Here is an 18,246-nt window from a genome sequence, read left to right on the forward strand (position 1 = left end):
GATCCGCATCGTCGTCACACGGTGCCGCTCCCGGCACCGGACCGGCCCCGCGCCGGACTCACGTTCCAAGGAGGGAGCATGAGCTCACAACCCACCGCGGCCTCGCCGCGCATCCCGGACCTGGTCGAGCAGACCCCGCCGTCAGGCAAGCGGCGCCCGATCGCCCTGCTCGCCGTGGTCGCGTGCCTCGGCGGCTTCCTGTTCGGCTACGACACGGGCGTCATCTCCGGCGCCCTGCCGTACATGTACATGCCCACCGAGGCCGGCGGGCTCGGCCTGAACTCGGTGGAGGAGGGCCTGGTCGGCGGGATCCTCCTGCTGGGCTGCGCCGTCGGCGCCGTGGTCGGTGGCAGGCTCTCGGACCGCTACGGGCGCCGGCGCAACATCATCTGGCTGGCCATCGTGTTCTTCGTCGGCGCCGTGGGATGCGCGCTGGCACCGAACATCTGGCTGATGTACCTCGCCCGCTTCGTGCTCGGCCTCGCCGTCGGCGGCGCCTCCACCACCGTGCCGGTGTACCTCTCCGAGTCCGCGCCCAAGGAGCAGCGCGGCATGCTCGTCGCGGTCGATCAGCTCATGATCGTCACCGGCCAGTTCGCCGCCTTCGCCACCAATGCACTCATCGCGGGGGTCCAGGGCGGCCCGACCGCAGTGGTCGAGAACGACCCCAGCGGTGCCCACCAGGCCGGCGAGAGCGTCTCGTGGGACGTGCTGGCCGGTATCGGCGGTGTCACCGTGGCCGACGGCAACGGTCACGCCTGGCGGCTGATGCTGCTGATCTGCTCGATCCCCGCGATCGCCCTGTGGATCGGGATCCGCATGATGCCGGAGTCCGCCCGCTGGCACATCCGCCGCGGCGAGATCCGAGAGGCCATCGGCTCGCTCAAGCGGATCCGTGTGCCCGGCCGGCACGACGTAGCGGCCGAGACCGCGGAGATGGTCGAGAGCCACCGGCTCGAGCAGAAGCGGCAGAAGCTCAGCCTGGGCGCGGCGTTCCGGATCCCGTGGCTGCGCTCGATCATCATCTTCGGCGGCGCGATCGCCGTGCTCCAGCAGCTGACCGGCGTGAATACGATGATGTACTACGCCCCGCGCGTGCTGATGGCCGCCGGATTCGACTCGCAGGCCTCCATCATCCTCAACGTGTTCACCGGCCTGGCCTCGGTGGTCGGTGCCGCGGCGGGCCTGTTCGCCCTGCGCCGCTTCGGCCGCCGGCAGGTGCTGCTGGTCGGTCAGGTCGTCCTGACGCTGTCGCTGCTGGCGATGACCGCGATCTTCCTGCTGGGGATCAACCCGTACCTCACCGACACCGGGGCCGTCTCCGAGGACATCCCCACCTTCGTGCCCTACCTCGTGGTGGTCGTGATCGTCCTGTTCATGCTGGGCATGCAGTCCGGCCCCGGCCCGGTGGTGTGGGTGCTGCTCTCGGAGATCTTCCCGAACGCGATCCGCGGCGCCGCGACGGGCTTCGCGGTCATGCTCATGTGGCTGGCGAACATGACCGTCACCTTCCTGTTCCCGGTGCTGATGGACGGGATCGGACCGGTGCTGACCTACGCCATCTTCGCCGCGGTGAACATCTTCGCGGTCATCTGGTTCCTCCGCCGCGTGCCGGAGACCAAGAAGTTCACCCTCGAACGCCTCGAGTGGGAGTTCCGGGAGGCCGGCGGAGTGATCCGTCTGCGCTGACAGCACCGCAGCCGATGCACATCTTTGTCTGGACAAAGCGCGTTCACGATGGTTCGATGGAGGCATCGAGAGGCGCGGCGGCCCGGACCGATCCGCCGCCGCCCGTCCGACACCGCCGTCGATGCAGTGCTGGACACAGGCAGCACCGCAGCACACGCAGCGCAGACAGGCGCAGGCAGACATGGAGCACCTCATGGCAGCACCCGACCTCGACATCATCACCTTCGGCCGCAGCGGCGTCGACCTCTACCCGCTGGAGATCGACAAGGGCCTCGAGAACATCACGAGCTTCGGCAAGTTCCTCGGCGGCAGCCCCACCAACGTCGCCGTCGCCGCGGCCCGGCTGGGCCACAGTCCCGCAGTGATCACGGGCGTGGGGAACGATCCCTTCGGCCGCTACGTGGTGCGCGAGATGGAGCGCCTCGGCGTCTCGGGACGGTTCGTCGTCCGCAACGACGAGCTGAACACCCCCATCACCCTGTGCGAGATCTTCCCGCCGGACGACTTCCCTCTCTACTTCTACCGTCAGCCCAGCGCCCCGGATCTGCAGGTCGCCCCGGAGCATCTCGACCTCGACGCGATCCGGGCGGTCCCGCTGTTCTGGTTCTCGGGCACCGGACTGTCCGAGGAGCCCAGCCGCTCGGCCCACCTTGCCGCCCTCGAGGCTCGTGGCCGCACCACCCACACCGTCTTCGACCTGGACTATCGCCCGATGTTCTGGGCCTCGCCGGAGGACGCCCGAGAGCACTACCGCGAGGCGCTGAAGCACACCACGGTCGCCGTCGGCAACCGGGAGGAGTGCGAGGTCGCCGTCGGCGAGACCGATCCGGAACGCGCGGCCGACGCCCTGCTCGAGGCCGGCGTGCAGATCGCCATCGTCAAGCAGGGCCCCAAGGGCGTGCTCGGCAAGACCGCCGACGAACGCGTCGTGGTCGCCCCCAACCCCATCACCGTCATCAACGGCCTGGGTGCCGGCGACAGCTTCGGCGGCTCCCTGTGCCACGGCCTGCTGGCCGGACAGGACCTCGAGACCATCCTCACCCGCTGCAACGCTGCCGGCGCCATCGTCACCAGCCGCCTGGAGTGCTCGACCGCGATGCCCACGGGCGAGGAGATCGACCTGCTGCTGGAAGGCGGCGACCCCAATCACGGCCAGACCGTCGAGCAGATGCTCACCGCGCTGCGCAGTCGCGGCGTCGCCACGGGGGAGCAGCCCGCATGAGCACCGACGTCGACCGCAGCACGGAGTTCGTCAGCACCTACGAGGACGTCACGCGGGTGCGCCTGGAGGACCCGGGTCGCATCGCCCGCCTCGCCGCCGCCCGTCGCCGCCGCACCGTCGCCGACACGGGCGGGCGCCTCATGGTGATCGCGGCGGACCATCCCGCCCGCGGTGCCCTCGGCGTCGGCCCCCGCCCCGACGCCATGGCCAGCCGCACCGAGCTGCTGGACCGCATGCGCGAGGCCCTCGCCGTGCCCGGCGTGGACGGCGTGCTCGGCACCGCCGACATCCTCGAGGATCTCCTCCTGCTGGGCGCGCTCGAGGACAAGGTCGTCTTCGCCTCGATGAACCGGGGCGGCCTGCAGGGCGGATCCTGGGAGATCGAGGACCGCTTCACCGCCTACGACGCTCCCTCCATCAAGGCCTCCGGCTTCGACGGCGGCAAGATGCTCACCCGCATCGACCTCTCCGACGACCGAACCTCCTTCATCCTCGATGCCAGCGCCAAGGCCGTCACCGACCTCGCCCGGCACGAGCTGATCGCGATGGTCGAGCCGTTCATGTCCGCCCGCCGCGACGGCAAGCTCGTCAACGACCTCTCGCCCGAGGCCGTCATCAGGTCCATCCACATCGGCCAGGGACTCGGCGCGACCAGCGCCTACACCTGGCTGAAGCTGCCGGCGGTGGAGGACATGGAACGGGTCATGGACGCCACCACCCTGCCCACCCTCATCCTCGGCGGCGACCCGGTCGACGCCGACCCCGCCGGCCTGCGCGCCACCTGGCAGAAAGCGCTGGACCGGCCCAACGTCCGCGGGCTGGTCGTCGGCCGCACCCTGCTCTACCCGGCCGACGGCGACGTCACCTCCGCGGTGCGCGCCTCGGTCGAGATGATCCGCTGAGAGAACGGAGCCCCCATGACGCAGCTGCACATCCCCGCCCGCTCCTCCGGCGAGGGCCGCTACGACACGGTGATCGATCCCGGCCGGCGCGAGGGGTGGCACCACACCGGCCTGCGCGTGCTCGCCCTCGGCCCGGGTGAATCGGAGGCCTATGCGGCCGACGGCGTCGAGGTGATGGTCGTGCCGCTCAGCGGCGGCTGCCAGGTCACCGTCGAGGGCACGACGCACACCCTGCGCGGCCGCGAGCACGTCTTCGCCTCCGCGACGGACGTGCTCTACGCCCCCGTCGGCTCCCACCTGGAGATCTCGTCCGAGCACGGAGGCCGCTTCGCCGTGACCGCCGCCGTCGTCGAGGCCGACGCGGCCGGCGGCCATCCCGTCGCCCTGATCCGCGCCGAGGACATCCCCGTCGAGATCCGCGGCGGCGGGAACATGACCCGCAAGGTCCGCAACTTCGGCGCCGCCGGCGTGTTCGACGCCTGCGACAGCCTGATCGCGGTCGAGGTCATCACCCCCGGCGGGAACTGGTCCAGCTACCCCGCCCACAAGCACGACACCGCCTCCGAGAGCGAATCCGCGCTGGAGGAGATCTACTACTACGAGATCCAGCCCGCCCCCGGCGGGAGCGCCGGCTTCGGATACCACCAGAGCACCGCCAGCGACGAGCGCCCCATTGACGTGCTCACCGAGGTCCGCGCCGGGGACACCGTGCTGGTGCCGCACGGCTGGCACGGCCCGTGCGCCGCCGCCCCCGGGCACGACATGTACTACCTCAACGTCATGGCCGGCCCCGAGGCCGAGCGGGCGTGGAAGATCACCGACCATCCCGACCAGACCTGGGTGCGCGGCACCTGGGCCGACGCCGGGATCGACCCCCGTCTCGAAGGAGAACCCCGATGACCCCGCAGGAGACCCAGCAGGATCTGCCGCGCGACCTCCGCATCGGCGTGATCGGCGTGGGCCGGATGGGCGCCGATCACGTCGAGCGCATCACCCGCCGCACCAAGGGCGCCCGCGTCAGCGCGATCAACGACTTCCGGCGCGAGACCGCCGAGCAGGTCGCCGCCTCCGCGCCCGGCGCACGGGTCGTCGACTCGCCCGAGGAGCTCATCGCCGCCGACGAGGTCGACGCCGTGCTGATCACCAGCCCCGGCCAGTTCCACCGCGACCAGGCCATCGCCTGCATCGACGCCGGCAAGCCCGTCCTCTGCGAGAAGCCCCTGGCGATGAACCCGGCCGACGCCTACGACGTGGTGCGCGCTGAGCACGCCTCCGGGCAGCGGTACGTCTCGCTGGGGTTCATGCGGCGGTTCGATGCCGAGTACGCCGAGCTCAAGGACGCCCTGGAAGCGGGAGAGGTCGGCACCCCGATGGTGCTGAACTGCAAGCACCGCAACGCCGAGGTCCCGCCCGGGTTCACCGACGCCCACATGGTCTACGACTCCGCCGTGCACGAGATCGACGCGATCTCGTTCTTCCTCGACGAGCCCGCGACCTCGGTCCAGACCATCATCCCGCGCAGCACGGAGAACGCCCCCGACGGCCTGCACGACCCGATGCTGCTGCTGTTCCGTACCGCCTCGGGCGTGGTGGTGACCGACGAGCTGTACGTGAACACCGGCGCCGGCTACGAGGTGCGCACCGAGGTGGTCGGCTCCCGCGGAACTGCCACCATCGGCCTGGACATCTCCCGCGTCACCACCCAGCAGCCCGGCGGGACCTGGGGAGGTTCCGTGCCCGCCGACTTCCGGCCCCGCTTCGTCGCGGCCTACGACGCCGAGGTCCAGGCCTGGGTCGATGCGATCGCGGCCGGCACGAACATCGCCGAGCGCTCCGCGACCGCCTGGGACGGGTATCTCGCCGCCGCCGTCTGCGATGCCGCCGAGAAGTCACTGACCAGTCAGGACGCCATCGAGGTGCAGCTGGAGGCGCGTCCCGCGTGACCGTGGTCCCTATGCTGGAGTCCCTGGACGGTATGTCGTGACATGCCTGCGAGCACGAAGGAGAGACCCATGGACACCGGAAGCACCGAGGTGAGTCCGTTCGTCCTGGACCTCACCGTGGACCGCGACAGCCCCCAGCCGCTGTACCTCCAGCTCGCCTCCGCGATCGAGGACGCCGTGCGCACCGGAGGCCTGCCCCCGGGCAGCCGCCTGGAGAACGAGATGGCCCTGGCCAAACGGCTGGGGCTCTCGCGCCCGACGGTGCGCCAGGGCATCCAGGAGCTCGTGGACAAGGGCATGCTGGTGCGCAAGCGCGGGGTGGGGACCCAGGTGGTCCAGGCCCCCGTGAACCGGCAGGTCGCGCTCACCTCGCTGTACGACGACCTGCGCACCGCCGGGAAGGACCCCCGCACCGAGATCATCGAGTACCGGATCGGCCGCCCGTCGGTCGAAGCGACCGACCGGCTCCAGCTGCGTCCCGGCGAGCAGGTCCTCGACCTGCTGCGCGTGCGCTATGCCGACGACGAACCCCTGGCCGTCATGCGCAACACCCTGCCCGAGCGCATCGCGCCCTCGCGGGAGTCACTCGCCGCCACCGGCCTCTACGCCTCCCTGCGCGAGATGGGCGTGATCTCCGTCCTCGCTCATGAACGCATCGGCGCCACCACCGCTGACGAGGAGCACGCCGAGCTGCTGGACGAGCAGGTCGGCGCGGCCCTGCTGACCATGGAGCGCAAGTCCTTCGCCAATGACGGTGGCGTCGTGGAGTACGGGTACCACGTCTACCGCGCCTCGCGGTACTCCTTCGAGGTCACCCTCGTCGACTCCTGAGGGCCGGCGCACGGGCCGCGGGCACGCCACACCCCGGCGAGGAGGCCGGGGTGAGTTCAGGCGGCGCGTGAGTCGCCCTCCACGGCCTCGGCGAGGGAGGCGAGGGAGGCCTCGAGATGATCGGGGCCGACGGCCGGCATGCCGCCGATGGCTGCGGCGACCTCCGGTGGGGTGGCGCTCCAGTCGTAGGTCAGGCTCACGCGAGTGCCCTCGGCGACGGGCTCGAGGTCATAGCGCCAGATCCATCCGCCGCCCTGCAGCGTGCCGTCGGCGCCGTACTGTGCCGGCTCCCACGCGATCGTGCGCTCCGGCTCCAGGACGGTCACGAGATTGTGCATCTCGTAGCGCCCGCCCGCGTTGACGTGGAACATCTCGATGCCGAACACCTGGCCCGCCGCGGTCAGCTGCTTCGGAGCCCCGTCCAGGGCGCCTCGCACCCAGTCCGTCGGCTCCGTCTCGTGGTGGCGGGAAGGGTCGGTGAGCAGGGCGAAGACCTCGCCGGGCGGGGCCTTCACCACGCGGTGGGCGACGAGGCGGACCTCGGCGTCGCCATGCTGGCCGCGCTCGGCCTCCGGCGTGGTGGATGCCTCTGGCGTGGTGGGGGCGGTCGGTGCGGCGGTGGGCTCGGTCATGACTCGTTCCTTTCCAGGGGTGTGGCGGAAGACCAGCGCGTGTAGGTGACGCCGGTGGCGAAGGAGCGGTGCTCGGTGAGGCGAAGGCGCTCGCGGTGGCCGTCGGGGAACAGCCGCCGGCCGCGCCCTTGGACGTAGGGATAGGTCCACAGGCAGTACTCGTCGACGAGACCGGCGGCGATGAGAGTGTGGCTGAGCGTGATGCTGCCGGTCAGGGAGATCGATCGACCGGATCGCTGCGTGAGCTCCCGGACCGCGGCGACGGGGTCGGTGTTGATGACCGTGGAGTTCTGCCATCCGGGGTCAGTCATGGTCGTGCTGACGACGTACTTGGCGAGGGCGTTGAGCTCGTCGGTGATCCCCGTGGTGTCGTCGCTCTGCTGGGGCCAGTACCCGCGGAAGTCCTCGAACGTCTGCCGGCCCAGCACGATCGCATCGCATTCGGCGCTGTCGCGCTGGGTGAGCTCGAGCATCTCGGGGTCCTGCTCGCTGGGGTCGAACCAGTCGTCGAGCATCTCGACCGAGCCGTCGGCGGTCATGTTCTGGGTGAGGATCAGCGAACGCATGGCGCTCCCGGGGCGGGGCCCGTCCGGACGGCGCTCATGAGGGTGTCCTCCCGTAGAGGGCGGCGACGTCGGGGGAGTCCAGCCACCTGTCGTAGGTCTCGGAACGGGGCCAGCCCGCGGGGGAGTCCTGCCAGGGCTCCTGCCGGCCCCACGGCAGCAGGTCCACCAGGGCGAAGGTGTGGGAGAGCTGCTCGGTACCGCGGCCCGTGGTGTGCCAGGTGCGATAGACACGGTCCCCGTCGCGGAGGAGCACGTTGACCGCGAATCCCCCACCGGGTGGGGCGTCGACGTCCGCCCCGAACGAGCTGTCGGCGGTGGAGTACCACTCCATCTCGTTGCCCACCTTCTCGCGGTAGGCCAGGGCCTCGTCGATCGGGCCCTGCGTGACGACGACGAAGCGGGCGTCGTACCGGTCCAGGAAGTCCAGGCGGGTGAACTGCGAGGTGAAGTACGTGCAGCCCCCGCACTGCCACTCCGAGCCGGGGGACCACATGTGGTGGTACGTGATCAGCTGCGAACGGCCAGCGAAGACGTCGACCAGGCGCACCGGGCCGTCCTTCGACATCAGGGTGTACTCGGGCAGCTCGACCATGGGCAGGCGGCGACGCTGGGCGGCGATCGCGTCGAGCTCGCGGGTCGCAGCCTTCTCGCGGGCGCGGAGCTGGTCGAGCTCGCGGCGCCACGTCTCGGCATCGGTGACGGGAGGGAACGGGGCGGGATTCGTCGTCATGACGCTCCTCGGGAGGGATACAGTGCATGTGAACACCATCCACATTGGTGTGAACACCGTAAACTTCCTTCAGGAGGGCGTCAAGAGTGGCGGAGCGATCGCGGCCGTATCATCACGGCGACCTGCGGGCTGCGCTCGTGGCCGAAGGGCTCGAGATCTCGCGCCACCAGGGTCCCTCCGCCCTGTCGCTGCGCGAGGTGACCCGCCGCGCCGGGGTCTCTCCGGCGGCTGCCTATCGCCACTTCCGTGACCGTCACGCCCTGATGGTCGCGCTCTCCGGCGAGATCCAGGCGCGCATGGTCCAGCGCATGCGCTCGCGGACGCGGCACGGCTGCTCCGGCGACGAGGACGGCGACGACGAGGCGGGGGCGGCCCTGGCGCGGCTGCGCGGTGTGGGCCTGGGGTACATCGACTTCGCGATCGAGGAGCCGGGATGGTTCGAACTGGCCTTCTTCGGCGAGCGCGCCCGGGACGGGGCCGAAGCGGGTGCCGCCGACGATGCCGCGCTCGACCCGGCCGAGGAGGTGGAGCTCCAGGACGTCCCGCCGTTCGCCGAGCTGCTGGCCGCGCTCGACGAGTGCGTGCGCACCGGGGTGCTGCCGGCGCACCGCCGCGACGGGGCGGAGCTGTCCTGCTGGTCGGCCGTGCACGGCTGCGCGGAGCTGATGGTCCACGGCCCGCTGCGGGGCGCACCTCGCGAGGTGGCGTCCACGGTCGCACAGCGCGTGGTCGACGACATCATCGCCGGTATTCGGTGACCCTCTCCTGAGGCGGCCGACGCGCCGGTCAGCGACGGCTCGGGTCCGCGCACTCGACGCAGGTGCGCGCGGCCGGCCGCGCCAGGAGCCGCCCGCGGGGGATCGCCTCGCCGCAGACCTCGCAGCGGCCGTAGGTCCCGGCGGCCATGCGCTCCTGGGCACTGCACACCTCGGCCAGCTGGTGACGGGCGGTCTCCAGGAGGGCACTGGTCCGGGAGCGGTCCACGGCCGTGGTGAACCCTTCGGGATCGTGCTCGTCATCGGTGGAGCTCAGCTGCATGCCGTCCACGATGGCCCCGTAGTCCCGCTCCAGGGCGGAGATCCGCTCAGCGGTGCGTTCGGCCTCCGCGGCGAGCCGTGCGCGGAGCTCCGGGTCCTCATGGACCATCGGTGCCTCGGCCCCTCACGGCCGCGGCGACGAGATATCTCGCCCCGCGGCGCTGACCACGGACGCCGGGGTGGGCGCGGGGATCTCCGCGTCGAACGGGATCATGGGGCGCTGGATGCGCTGGTGACCGAGCCGCACCAGGTCCTGGTCCACGCCGCCCGGGGTGAGCGCCAGCATCCAGTCCGCCGCCGCCTCGTACTGGTCCGGCTCGAGGTAGCCCATCTTCACGGTGACCACGTCGAAGCCGGTCATGGACATCCCCAGCCGCTCGAACATGCCCTGGCGTGCCCACTGCGAGCGGCGTGCCGTGACCACCACGCTCAGGCCCGTCGGCCGGTCCCCATCCAGCACGCGCAGCCGCGCGGCACGGCCGGTCTGAGTCGTCTCGTCCAGCGCCTCGACCTCGGCGCGCAGCGCGACCGGGCCGGGCTCGCGGGTATCGATGTGCCCTCCGACCAGGAAGTCGCCGCGCCCGCCGACTCCGAGCTCGGCCGCGGCATCGGCCGACGCGGGATCGGCCAGGGCGACCATCAGAGCGCTGACCTCCCCGGAGCGGATCTCCTCGCGGGCGATCAGCCGCGCCAGGCAGTACGTGGTGTCGTCGGCGCCGCCGGCGCCGGGATTGTCGCCCGAGTCGGAGATCCAGAACGGCCGGGCGATCGAGGTGATCGCCCGGTCCAGACACTCGTCGAAGGGAGCGGCGGGGGCGACGAAATCGACGTCGTGGCGAACCTCCCACAGCGCGGTGGCCAGCTCGAGGGCCGCGGCGTCGACGGCATCCGCATCCTCGCCGTAGGCCACGATCGCCGCCTGGCAGCGGGGCTGATCCGCCCAGGCGAAGCCGATCCAGCACGAGATGTCGGTGATGCCCTCACGCTCGGTGATCGCCGGGATCCTCCCGTACAGCGACTTGGCCGGCTCGATGCGGGTGGACGTCTTCTCCCCGGGCAGCAGGATCGGCACGTGCACCAGTGCCTTGTGGGGGAGGGCGCCGCCGGCCCTGACCCGCGCGCAGGCCTCGACGAGATCCCGCAGTCCGCGCTCCCGGGTCTCCCAGGCGTCGATGTGCGGGGCGTGGCGGTAGCAGGTGAGCAGGTCGCACGCCTCGAACAGCGTCTCGGAGACGTTGCCGTGCAGGTCCATCGCCGTGCCGACGACGACGTCGGGCCCGATCGCCTCACGGATCGCGGTGATCAGGTCTCCTTCGGCGTCATCCAGCCCCTCCACGCTCATGGCACCGTGGATGTCGAAGAAGAACCCGTCCAGCGGTGCCTCGGCGTGCGCCGCGGCGAGTCCCTCGGTGATCTCGCGCTTCCAGCCCTCGTAATCGTCCCGCACCAGCTGGCCGCCCGGCAGGGCCCGGGCCTGCAGCACGCCGACGTATTCGGCGGCCTCCCGCAGCGCCTGCCCGCTGGCCGACGGGGTCCCGGCCGGGGCGCCGGACGCCGGCCCGGGGGCGGATCCGGGGTCGACGGCGCCGCTGAAGAACGGGAACCGTGCCAGCACCTCCTCGGTGCCGCGCCGGACCTCGAAGTCGCGCTCGGAGGAACGGTACGGGGTGAAGGTCGAGGACTCGATGGCGATCCCGGCGATGCCGATGCGCGGTCGTGAGGCCGTGGTCGGGGTCGGCGTCGTCTGGGTCATGGGGGAACTCCCGGGGTAAGCGGTTGTCAGGGATCCGTTCATCCTTGCAGGTCCGCCGTGAGCCGGCCACAGGTGGTCACGACCGGGACGGACGGTCTCGACATGGTCTCGGGCGGCCGCGCGGCCGGCGTCGGGCCGGGTGCGACCACGGGCGCGGACGCCCCGGCCCCGCTCGAGACCGCCTCAGCGACGCGTCAGCAGCGCATCGATCTGCGGGTGGCCGGCGATGTAGCCCTCCAGCAGTCTTGCGCCGAGCGTGGGCGAGCTGACCAGGGGATGGGTCGAGAATCCCTGCCAGGCGGCCTGGCGCGAGCCGGTCACGGCGGCCTCGAGGATGGAGCGCTCGGCGGCGCGCAGGGAGGACATCAGCCCGAGCCGTCCCAGCTCCACCGGTGCCACCGGCCGGGGGTGAACGCCGTCGCCGTCCACGGTGCACAGCACCTCCAGAACGGTGTCCGCCGGAAGCTCCGGCACGATCCGGCGGGAGACCGGGTCGGCCTCGTGGCCGGCGGGGGCGTTGCCGACATCGAGGATCATCCGTTCGCTGCGCCCGGTGGCGATCGCCGTCATCAGCCGCAGCGCCACCTCCTGGTACCCGCCCCCGGCGACGTCCTCCTCGCGGCGCTCCTCGTCCCGGGACTCGGCCATGTAGGTGGCCTCCCGTTCGTGGAGGGTGGAGCGCCACCTCTCCAGCGGCGAGGAGCAGCACGATCCCTCGGCGGCCGCGCCGTAGAAATCGCCCTGCTGCGCGGCGAGGAACTCACCCCGGGTGCTGGCCGAGCCCACGATTCGCTCGATCGCCGAGGAGGTGTGCAGGTAGTAGTACAGGTACTCGTTCGGCAGCGCCCCGTCGGCCCGCACCCAGTCCTTCCCGATCAGGCGCGCCTCCTCGATCTCCTCGAGGGCGGCGTCGTCGGCCAGCAGGCCGGGAAGGCGGTCCTGGCCGTCCACACTCACCGAGCGCAGCCATCCCAGGTGGTTCAGGCCCACGTAGTCCACGTCGGCCCCGCGCTCGCCGCCGACCAGGTCGACGCCCAGCAGGCGGCCCACGCGCCGCACCAGGCCGATCGGGGTGTCGCAGATGCCCACGACGCGATCGCCGAGGACGGTGCGCATGGCCTCGGTGACGATCCCGGCGGGATTGGTGAAATTGATGACCCACGCGCCGGGGGCGGCGTCGGCGACGGTGCGGGCGATGTCCAGGGCCACGGGGAGGGTGCGCAGCGCGTAGGCGAGACCGCCCGGGCCGATGGTCTCCTGGCCCAGCAGGCCCAGGTCGAGGGCGACGCGCTCGTCGACGGTGCGTGCCTCGGCGCCGCCGACGCGCACGGCGCTGAAGACGAAGTCGGCGCCGGCGACCGCCTCGCGCAGGTCGGTCGTCACGGTCAGCGCGGGCGGCCGGGCGGTGCGCCCCTGCGCGACCAGCTGCTCCCGCATCCCCTCGATCACGGCGCTGATGGTGCGCAGCCGCCCGGGGTCGACGTCCTGCAGGGCGATCTCGTCGACGTGCAGGCCGGTGGCGCCGGTGGCGACGGCCTCGTAGACCAGCGGGACGCGGAAACCGCCCCCGCCCAGGATCGTCAGCTTCATGGCAGCAGGACCTCCAGGTCCTCCCCCTCGGGGAGGGAAAGTTGTGCGGGATGGGGGGAGCGGTCGGTGATCAGGGCGGTGAAGCGGCCCAGCGGGGCGACCTCGAGGAAGCCGGAACCGGGGAACTTCGAGTGGTCGGCGAGCAGGTAGGCGGAGGAGGAGACCGACAGCAGGCCGCGCTTGACGGGGATCTCGCTGGGCGTGGAGTCCAGCACGGTGCCGTCGGCCCGCACTCCGGAGGTGCCCAGGAAGGCGGCATCGACGCGCACCTGGCGCAGCGCCGCCTCCGTGAGGGTCCCCACGAGAGACTGGTAGTTCGGGCGCAGCAGCCCGCCGAGGACGACGATGTCGATCCCCGGTGCCTCCGCCAGGGACTTCACGACCGCGAGGGACGCGGTGACGACGGTCAGGGAACGTCCCGTGAGCAACGGGCACATGGCGGCGACGGTGGTCCCGATATCCAGCGCGATCACGTCGCCGTCCTCGATCCGGGCCACGGCCTTCTCCGCGATCCGGCGCTTGGCGGCGGGGGCGGTGGCCGCGACATCGGCGAAGGGTCGTTCGTCGGCCTCCGGACGGATGCTGCTGTGCACATCGGTCGCACCCCCGCGCACCCGGCGCAGCACCCCGGCCTCGGCCAGCAGGTCGAGGTCCCGCCGGATCGTGGCCTCGGAGACCCCGAAATCCGCGCTCAGGCCGCCGACGGTGGCGGAGCCGCGACGACGCACCGTGGCGACGATGCTCTCGTGGCGCTCCTCACTCAGCATGGCGTCACCGTAGCACTCTTCAAGCAAATCCATGCAGCTTCGAACATCGCACTGCAGAATCACGCAGTTCGTGTCATGATGGGTGTCCTGTGCCACAGCGCCCGAGCGCTGCCGCCCGCTACCTCTGGAGGACCCCATGCGTCGACGCACCTTCCTCGGCTCCAGTGCCGCTGCCGGAGGCCTCGGCCTCCTCGCGGCCTGCGCCCCCGGCTCCGACTCCGGCGGCGGCACCGGCAGTGACGGCGGGGGAGGCCCGGCCGCGAGCGACGTCGAGACCGACCCGGCGGCGATGGGTGAGATCACCCTGAAGGTCTGGGACCAGGAGGTGCGCGGTGCCCAGAACGACGCGATCACCGCTCTGATCGATGCGTTCCAGTCGGAGTACCCGAACATCACCGTCGACCGCGTCTCGCAGTCCTTCGACGACCTCCAGCAGCAGACGGGCCTGGCACTGTCCGGCAACGACGTGCCCGACGTCCTCCAGGTCAACAACGCCCGCGGGGACATGGGCGAGTTCGTCAAGGCCGGCCAGCTGATGGACCTCTCCGGCTACGCCGAGGCCTACGGCTGGGAGGACCGGTTCCCCTCCTCCGTGCTGTCCAAGGCGCGCTACTCGAGCGACGGCGTCACCTTCGGCGAGGGGTCCCTGTGGGGCCTGCCGCAGACCGGCGAGGTGTGCGGCATCTACTACAGCGCCGCGAAGCTCGAGGCGATCGGCGCGGAGCCCCCGGCCACCTGGGACGATCTCTTCGCGCTCGTCCAGACCGCGCAGGACGCCGGGGAGCAGCCGCTCGTGCTCGGCAATCTCGAGCAGTGGCCGGCGCTGCACGTCTTCGGCCCGCTGCAGGCGCATTTCGTGCCCGCCGAGGAGATCGTGACCCTGGCGATGGGCAACGCGGGCGCGGAGTGGACCTCCGATCCCAACGTGCAGGCCCTGACCCAGCTCGCCGACTGGGCGAGCAGCGGCGCCTTCGGCGACTCCCCGAACGGGCTGGCCTACGACACCGCGTGGGCCGAGTTCACCGAGGGCACCGGTGTGATGCTCATCGGCGGCTCCTGGCTCGCCCCGGACATGGAGGCCGTGATGGGCGAGGACCTGCGCTTCATGGCGCCGCCCGCCGGGGTCGACGGCACGGTCGCGACGACCGGCGGTACCGGCCTGCCCTTCGGCATCCCCGCCCAGGCCGCCAACCCCGACGCGGCCGCCGCCTACATCGAGTACATCACCAGCGACACCGCGATGGAGCTGATCGCCGAGAAGGGCGGGATGCCGGTGCTGCGCACCGCCGAGCTCGCCCCGGCCTCAGGGGTCAACAAGGACGCCTACGAAGCCTTCGATGCCGTCTCGAACGACGGGGTGCTGCTGCCGTACCTGGACTACGCGACGCCGTCGTTCGCCGACACCGCCGGGGCCGCACTGCAGGAGGTCATCGGCGGGCAGAGCGACCCGTCGGCCGCCGCCGAGGCGCTGCAGGCCGACTACGGCGAGTTCACCGCGGAGGGTTGAGCGGCGTATGCCGAGAAAGGCCCCGTCGGCGGTCGTGCGCTCGCGCGCGACCCCTTACCTCTTCATCCTGCCCGCCTTCGTCGTCTACGCGGCGTTCTCCCTGTACCCGCTGGTGCGGGCGGCGCAGTTCTCCCTCTACGAATGGCCGGGATTCGGCCCGTCCACCTTCGTGGGGCTGCAGAACTACACCGACCTGATCGGGGACGAGGCGTTCCGGGCCGCCATCGGCAATGCCCTGGTGCTGATCCTGTTCTACTCGGGGCTGCCCCTGGTGATCGGCCTGGTCCTGGCCGCCGTGCTGCGCCGCGGCCAGGTGCGCGGCATGGGCTTCTTCCGCACCGTGGTCTTCCTGCCCCAGGTGATCGCGCTGGTCGTGGTCGCCGTGGCGTGGCGGAACATCTACTCCCCGAACGGACCGCTGAACCAGGCGCTGCGGGCGGTGGGGCTGGACGAGCTGGCCCGCGGCTGGCTGGGTGATCCCGGCGCGGCGCTGCCGGCCGTGGGCCTCATCGGCACCTGGCTGCAGATGGGCCTGGTCATGCTGTTGCTGCTGGCCGGGATGAGCCGGATCCCCAACGACCTGTTCGAGGCGGCCCGGCTCGACGGCGCGGGCCCGCTGCGGGAGTTCTTCGCCATCACGCTGCCCTCTGTCCGGGGCGAGATCGTGGTCTCGCTGGTGCTGACGATCATCGCGGCACTGAAGACGTTCGACCTGATCTACATGACCACCTCGGGCGGCCCGGGCAACGCCACCACCGTGCCCAGCTACGAGGTCTACTTCCGGGCCTTCGAGCTGCGTGAGGTGGGCTCGGCCAGCGCCGTCGCCATCGTGCTGACCGTGCTGGTCTTCGCCATCAACGTGGCCGTCACCCGGATCGGCGAGCGAGGGGAGCAGGCACGATGAGAGTCTCCGCCGCCGAACGCGCGATGAACTACGTCGTGCTGGTGCTGTTCGCCGTCTTTGCCCTGACCCCGATCCTGACGATCCTGCTGACCGCCTTCTCCCCGCAGATCGGGGCGGACGCGGCCGACGGAGGATTCTGGAACCTTCACCCGGAGAACTTCGTCGAGGCCTGGCAGGTAGGCGGCTTCGGCCGCTCCCTGGCCAACTCGCTCGTGGTCGCGGCGATCGTGGTCAGCGCCGCCGTGGTCCTCTCCGTGCTCTCCGGCTACGCCTTCGGGACCATGCGCTTCCCGGGCGCGACGCTGCTGTTCTACGTGTTCCTGCTGGGCCTGATGATCCCGGCCGAGGTCGTGGTGATCCCGCTGTTCTTCGACCTGCGCGCGATGGGGCTGACCGACACCTACGCGGCGATCGCCCTGCCGCAGATTGCCCAGTCCGTCGCCTTCGGCACGTTCTGGCTGCGCGCGCAGTTCCGCACCCTGCCCGAGGAGCTTCTGGAGGCAGCGGCCCTGGACGGCGCGGGGCCCGTGCGCACCCTGCTGCGGATCGTGGTCCCCGCCTCCGTCCCCGCCGTGACCACGCTGATCGTGCTCGCGTTCATGTGGACCTGGAACGAGTTCCTCATCGCTCTGGTGATGACCCCCGGCGGCAGCCTGCGCACCGCCCCGCTGGGCCTGGCGAACTTCCAGGGCCAGTACACCGCCGAACTCGCCCTGCTCTCGGCAGGCGCCGTCATCGTCGCCCTGCCGATGGTGATCATGTTCCTCTTCCTGCAGCGACACTTCATCCGCGGAATGCTCGAAGGAGCCGTCAAGTGATGACCCCGAACCCCACCCCGGAGCCCACGCGACCCGAGCCCGCTCGGCCCGAAGGCCCCGCATCCGCGAGCCCGACCACCCCGGAGGAGATCGCCGCCCGCGACGCGGCCGCCGGTTGGGACCCGCTGGCGAGCACACGCCAGGACGGGGACCCGCCGCTGGACGTGCTGCTGTCCGGCACGGTGTTCTTCGACATCGTCTTCACCGGATTGGAGCGACTGCCGCGGCCCGGCGAGGAGCTGTGGTCCAAGGGCATGGGCTCCAGCCCCGGCGGCATCGCGAACCTCGCCGTCGCCGCCGCCCGCCTGGGCCTGCGCACCGGGCTGGTGGCCGGCTTCGGGGACGACGCCTACGCCGACTGGATGTGGCACACGATGGCGCACGAGGAGGGCATCGACCTCTCCGCCTCGCGCCGCTTCCCCGACTTCCACTCGCCGCTGACCGCGTCGGTCGCCACCCAGGGTGACCGCGCCATGGTCACCCACGGCCACGATCTGCCCGAACCGCTCTCGAGCCTGATCGCCCGAGCGCCCGCCGCCCGCGCCGCCGTGGTCGACCTGGCGGGGGAGACCGGCTGGTGGGCGGATCTGGCCCGCCGCGGCTCGTTGATCTTCGCCGATATCGGCTACGACGAGACCGAACGCTGGGACCGGGCGGACCTCGCCCCGCTGGCCCACTGCCACGCCTTCACCCCCAACGCCCTGGAGGCCATGGCGTACACCCGCACCGAGAGCCCCGACAAAGCAGTGCGCGCCGTCGCCGAGATCGTCCCGCTCGCCGTGGTGACCGACGGCGCCGCCGGCACCTACGCCATCGACAGCTCCACCGGCGAGGAGGCCTACTGCCCGGCCGTCCCGGTGACCGCCACGGACACCACGGGCGCGGGCGACGTCTTCGCCGCCTCGATGGTGCTGGGCACGCTGGCCCAGTGGCCTCTGCCGGAGCGATTGAAGTTCGCCTCCCTGTGCTCCGCCCTGGCCGTCCAGCAGTTCGGCGGATCCCTCGCCGCCCCCGGCTGGGGCGACATCACCGACTGGTGGCGCCAGCTCACCGACGCGGCCGACGGAGGCGACCTGCGTGCCGCCTACACCCGCGACGGCTACCGCTTCCTCGACGGCATCGTCCCCGACCGCCCGGTGCAGGGCCGCCGACGGGCGCAGGGCACCTTCGCCCTGCGCTCGGACGCCGGCAAGCACTGAGGCGGCGCATGGGGAGTTCTCCCCGGGGAGTTCTCCACGGGGAGTCTGACCGGGGAGTTCACCCCATCGCGCTGCGTCGAGGGGACCCGTAGATTCCCGGTACTGGGTGCGGGTCACGAGGGGACGCGAGGCCGGGCCATGGGATCGGATCCGCTG

Annotated in this window: 18 protein-coding genes; 11 read left to right on the forward strand and 7 right to left on the reverse strand. The window is 71.5% G+C overall.

The features are described 5' to 3' along the window. Positions 1 to 78: 78 nt before the first annotated feature. The 6 genes from ACFQS2_RS01425 to ACFQS2_RS01450 all read left to right on the forward strand — a co-directional run bounded on the left by ACFQS2_RS01425 (position 79) and on the right by ACFQS2_RS01450 (position 6,587). Positions 79 to 1,689: an MFS transporter gene (locus ACFQS2_RS01425; RefSeq protein WP_377792453.1), complete on the forward strand. Its 1,611-nt coding sequence runs from the start codon at positions 79 to 81 to the stop codon at positions 1,687 to 1,689. Positions 1,690 to 1,882: 193 nt separating this feature from the next. Further along, positions 1,883 to 2,911: a 5-dehydro-2-deoxygluconokinase gene (gene iolC / locus ACFQS2_RS01430; protein WP_377792454.1), complete on the forward strand. Its 1,029-nt coding sequence runs from the start codon at positions 1,883 to 1,885 to the stop codon at positions 2,909 to 2,911. Beyond that, positions 2,908 to 3,813: a deoxyribose-phosphate aldolase gene (locus ACFQS2_RS01435; RefSeq protein ID WP_377792455.1), complete on the forward strand. Its 906-nt coding sequence runs from the start codon at positions 2,908 to 2,910 to the stop codon at positions 3,811 to 3,813. The genes iolC and ACFQS2_RS01435 overlap by 4 nt, the downstream gene beginning before the upstream one ends. 15 nt (positions 3,814 to 3,828) lie before the next feature. Further along, positions 3,829 to 4,713 carry a 5-deoxy-glucuronate isomerase gene (gene iolB, locus ACFQS2_RS01440; RefSeq protein ID WP_377792456.1) on the forward strand — a complete coding sequence of 295 codons (885 nt, stop codon included), beginning with the start codon at positions 3,829 to 3,831 and terminating at the stop codon, positions 4,711 to 4,713. Next, positions 4,710 to 5,756, forward strand: coding sequence for a Gfo/Idh/MocA family protein (locus tag ACFQS2_RS01445; RefSeq protein ID WP_377792457.1), 1,047 nt, complete (start codon positions 4,710 to 4,712; stop codon positions 5,754 to 5,756). The genes iolB and ACFQS2_RS01445 overlap by 4 nt, the downstream gene beginning before the upstream one ends. Before the next feature lie 69 nt (positions 5,757 to 5,825). Further along, positions 5,826 to 6,587: a GntR family transcriptional regulator gene (locus ACFQS2_RS01450; protein WP_377792458.1), complete on the forward strand. Its 762-nt coding sequence runs from the start codon at positions 5,826 to 5,828 to the stop codon at positions 6,585 to 6,587. A gap of 56 nt (positions 6,588 to 6,643) precedes the next feature. Here the strand turns inward: ACFQS2_RS01450 and ACFQS2_RS01455 are convergent, their stop codons facing one another. Genes ACFQS2_RS01455 through ACFQS2_RS01465 form a run of 3 tightly spaced genes read right to left on the reverse strand, consistent with a single transcriptional unit; the run spans position 6,644 to position 8,515 of the window. Next, positions 6,644 to 7,219, reverse strand: coding sequence for an SRPBCC family protein (locus ACFQS2_RS01455; protein WP_377792459.1), 576 nt, complete (start codon positions 7,217 to 7,219; stop codon positions 6,644 to 6,646). Continuing rightward, complete coding sequence (locus ACFQS2_RS01460) at positions 7,216 to 7,785, reverse strand: dihydrofolate reductase family protein (RefSeq protein ID WP_377792460.1); 570 nt, start codon at positions 7,783 to 7,785, stop codon at positions 7,216 to 7,218. Before ACFQS2_RS01460 ends, ACFQS2_RS01455 begins: the two co-directional genes overlap by 4 nt. 34 nt (positions 7,786 to 7,819) lie before the next feature. Next, positions 7,820 to 8,515, reverse strand: a complete 696-nt coding sequence (locus ACFQS2_RS01465) for a DUF899 domain-containing protein (protein ID WP_377792461.1) — start codon at positions 8,513 to 8,515, stop codon at positions 7,820 to 7,822. Positions 8,516 to 8,601: 86 nt separating this feature from the next. Here ACFQS2_RS01465 and ACFQS2_RS01470 point away from each other — a divergent pair, with 86 nt between their 5' ends. Further along, positions 8,602 to 9,273: a TetR/AcrR family transcriptional regulator gene (locus tag ACFQS2_RS01470; protein ID WP_377792462.1), complete on the forward strand. Its 672-nt coding sequence runs from the start codon at positions 8,602 to 8,604 to the stop codon at positions 9,271 to 9,273. Positions 9,274 to 9,301: 28 nt separating this feature from the next. Here ACFQS2_RS01470 and ACFQS2_RS01475 read toward each other — a convergent pair whose 3' ends face one another. From ACFQS2_RS01475 to ACFQS2_RS01490, 4 genes are all read right to left on the reverse strand, one after another. Beyond that, positions 9,302 to 9,661 carry a TraR/DksA family transcriptional regulator gene (locus tag ACFQS2_RS01475; RefSeq protein ID WP_377792463.1) on the reverse strand — a complete coding sequence of 120 codons (360 nt, stop codon included), beginning with the start codon at positions 9,659 to 9,661 and terminating at the stop codon, positions 9,302 to 9,304. Between the two features lie 15 nt (positions 9,662 to 9,676). Continuing rightward, positions 9,677 to 11,305 (reverse strand): M81 family metallopeptidase, encoded by a 1,629-nt coding sequence (locus ACFQS2_RS01480; RefSeq protein WP_377792464.1) that lies wholly within the window; start codon positions 11,303 to 11,305, stop codon positions 9,677 to 9,679. Between the two features lie 183 nt (positions 11,306 to 11,488). Next, positions 11,489 to 12,895, reverse strand: coding sequence for a 6-phospho-beta-glucosidase (locus ACFQS2_RS01485; protein WP_377792465.1), 1,407 nt, complete (start codon positions 12,893 to 12,895; stop codon positions 11,489 to 11,491). Further along, the gene (locus tag ACFQS2_RS01490; protein WP_377019527.1) at positions 12,892 to 13,662 is read right to left on the reverse strand and encodes a DeoR/GlpR family DNA-binding transcription regulator; all 771 of its coding nucleotides are present in this window, start codon (positions 13,660 to 13,662) and stop codon (positions 12,892 to 12,894) included. The genes ACFQS2_RS01485 and ACFQS2_RS01490 overlap by 4 nt, the downstream gene beginning before the upstream one ends. 136 nt (positions 13,663 to 13,798) lie before the next feature. On the opposite strand from ACFQS2_RS01490, the gene ACFQS2_RS01495 reads away from it, so the two are divergent. Genes ACFQS2_RS01495 through ACFQS2_RS01510 form a run of 4 tightly spaced genes read left to right on the forward strand, consistent with a single transcriptional unit; the run spans position 13,799 to position 18,090 of the window. Beyond that, positions 13,799 to 15,169, forward strand: coding sequence for an ABC transporter substrate-binding protein (locus tag ACFQS2_RS01495; protein ID WP_377792466.1), 1,371 nt, complete (start codon positions 13,799 to 13,801; stop codon positions 15,167 to 15,169). A 7-nt stretch (positions 15,170 to 15,176) separates the two neighbouring features. Then, positions 15,177 to 16,073, forward strand: coding sequence for a carbohydrate ABC transporter permease (locus ACFQS2_RS01500; protein WP_377019525.1), 897 nt, complete (start codon positions 15,177 to 15,179; stop codon positions 16,071 to 16,073). After that, positions 16,070 to 16,891 carry a carbohydrate ABC transporter permease gene (locus tag ACFQS2_RS01505; RefSeq protein WP_377792467.1) on the forward strand — a complete coding sequence of 274 codons (822 nt, stop codon included), beginning with the start codon at positions 16,070 to 16,072 and terminating at the stop codon, positions 16,889 to 16,891. Before ACFQS2_RS01500 ends, ACFQS2_RS01505 begins: the two co-directional genes overlap by 4 nt. After that, positions 16,891 to 18,090 carry a carbohydrate kinase family protein gene (locus ACFQS2_RS01510; protein WP_377792468.1) on the forward strand — a complete coding sequence of 400 codons (1,200 nt, stop codon included), beginning with the start codon at positions 16,891 to 16,893 and terminating at the stop codon, positions 18,088 to 18,090. Before ACFQS2_RS01505 ends, ACFQS2_RS01510 begins: the two co-directional genes overlap by 1 nt. Positions 18,091 to 18,246 lie beyond the last annotated feature (156 nt).

Origin of the sequence: Brachybacterium sp. GCM10030267, from assembly GCF_042666875.1 — a bacterium.
In the GTDB taxonomy this organism is placed as follows: Bacteria; Actinomycetota; Actinomycetes; order Actinomycetales; family Dermabacteraceae; genus Brachybacterium.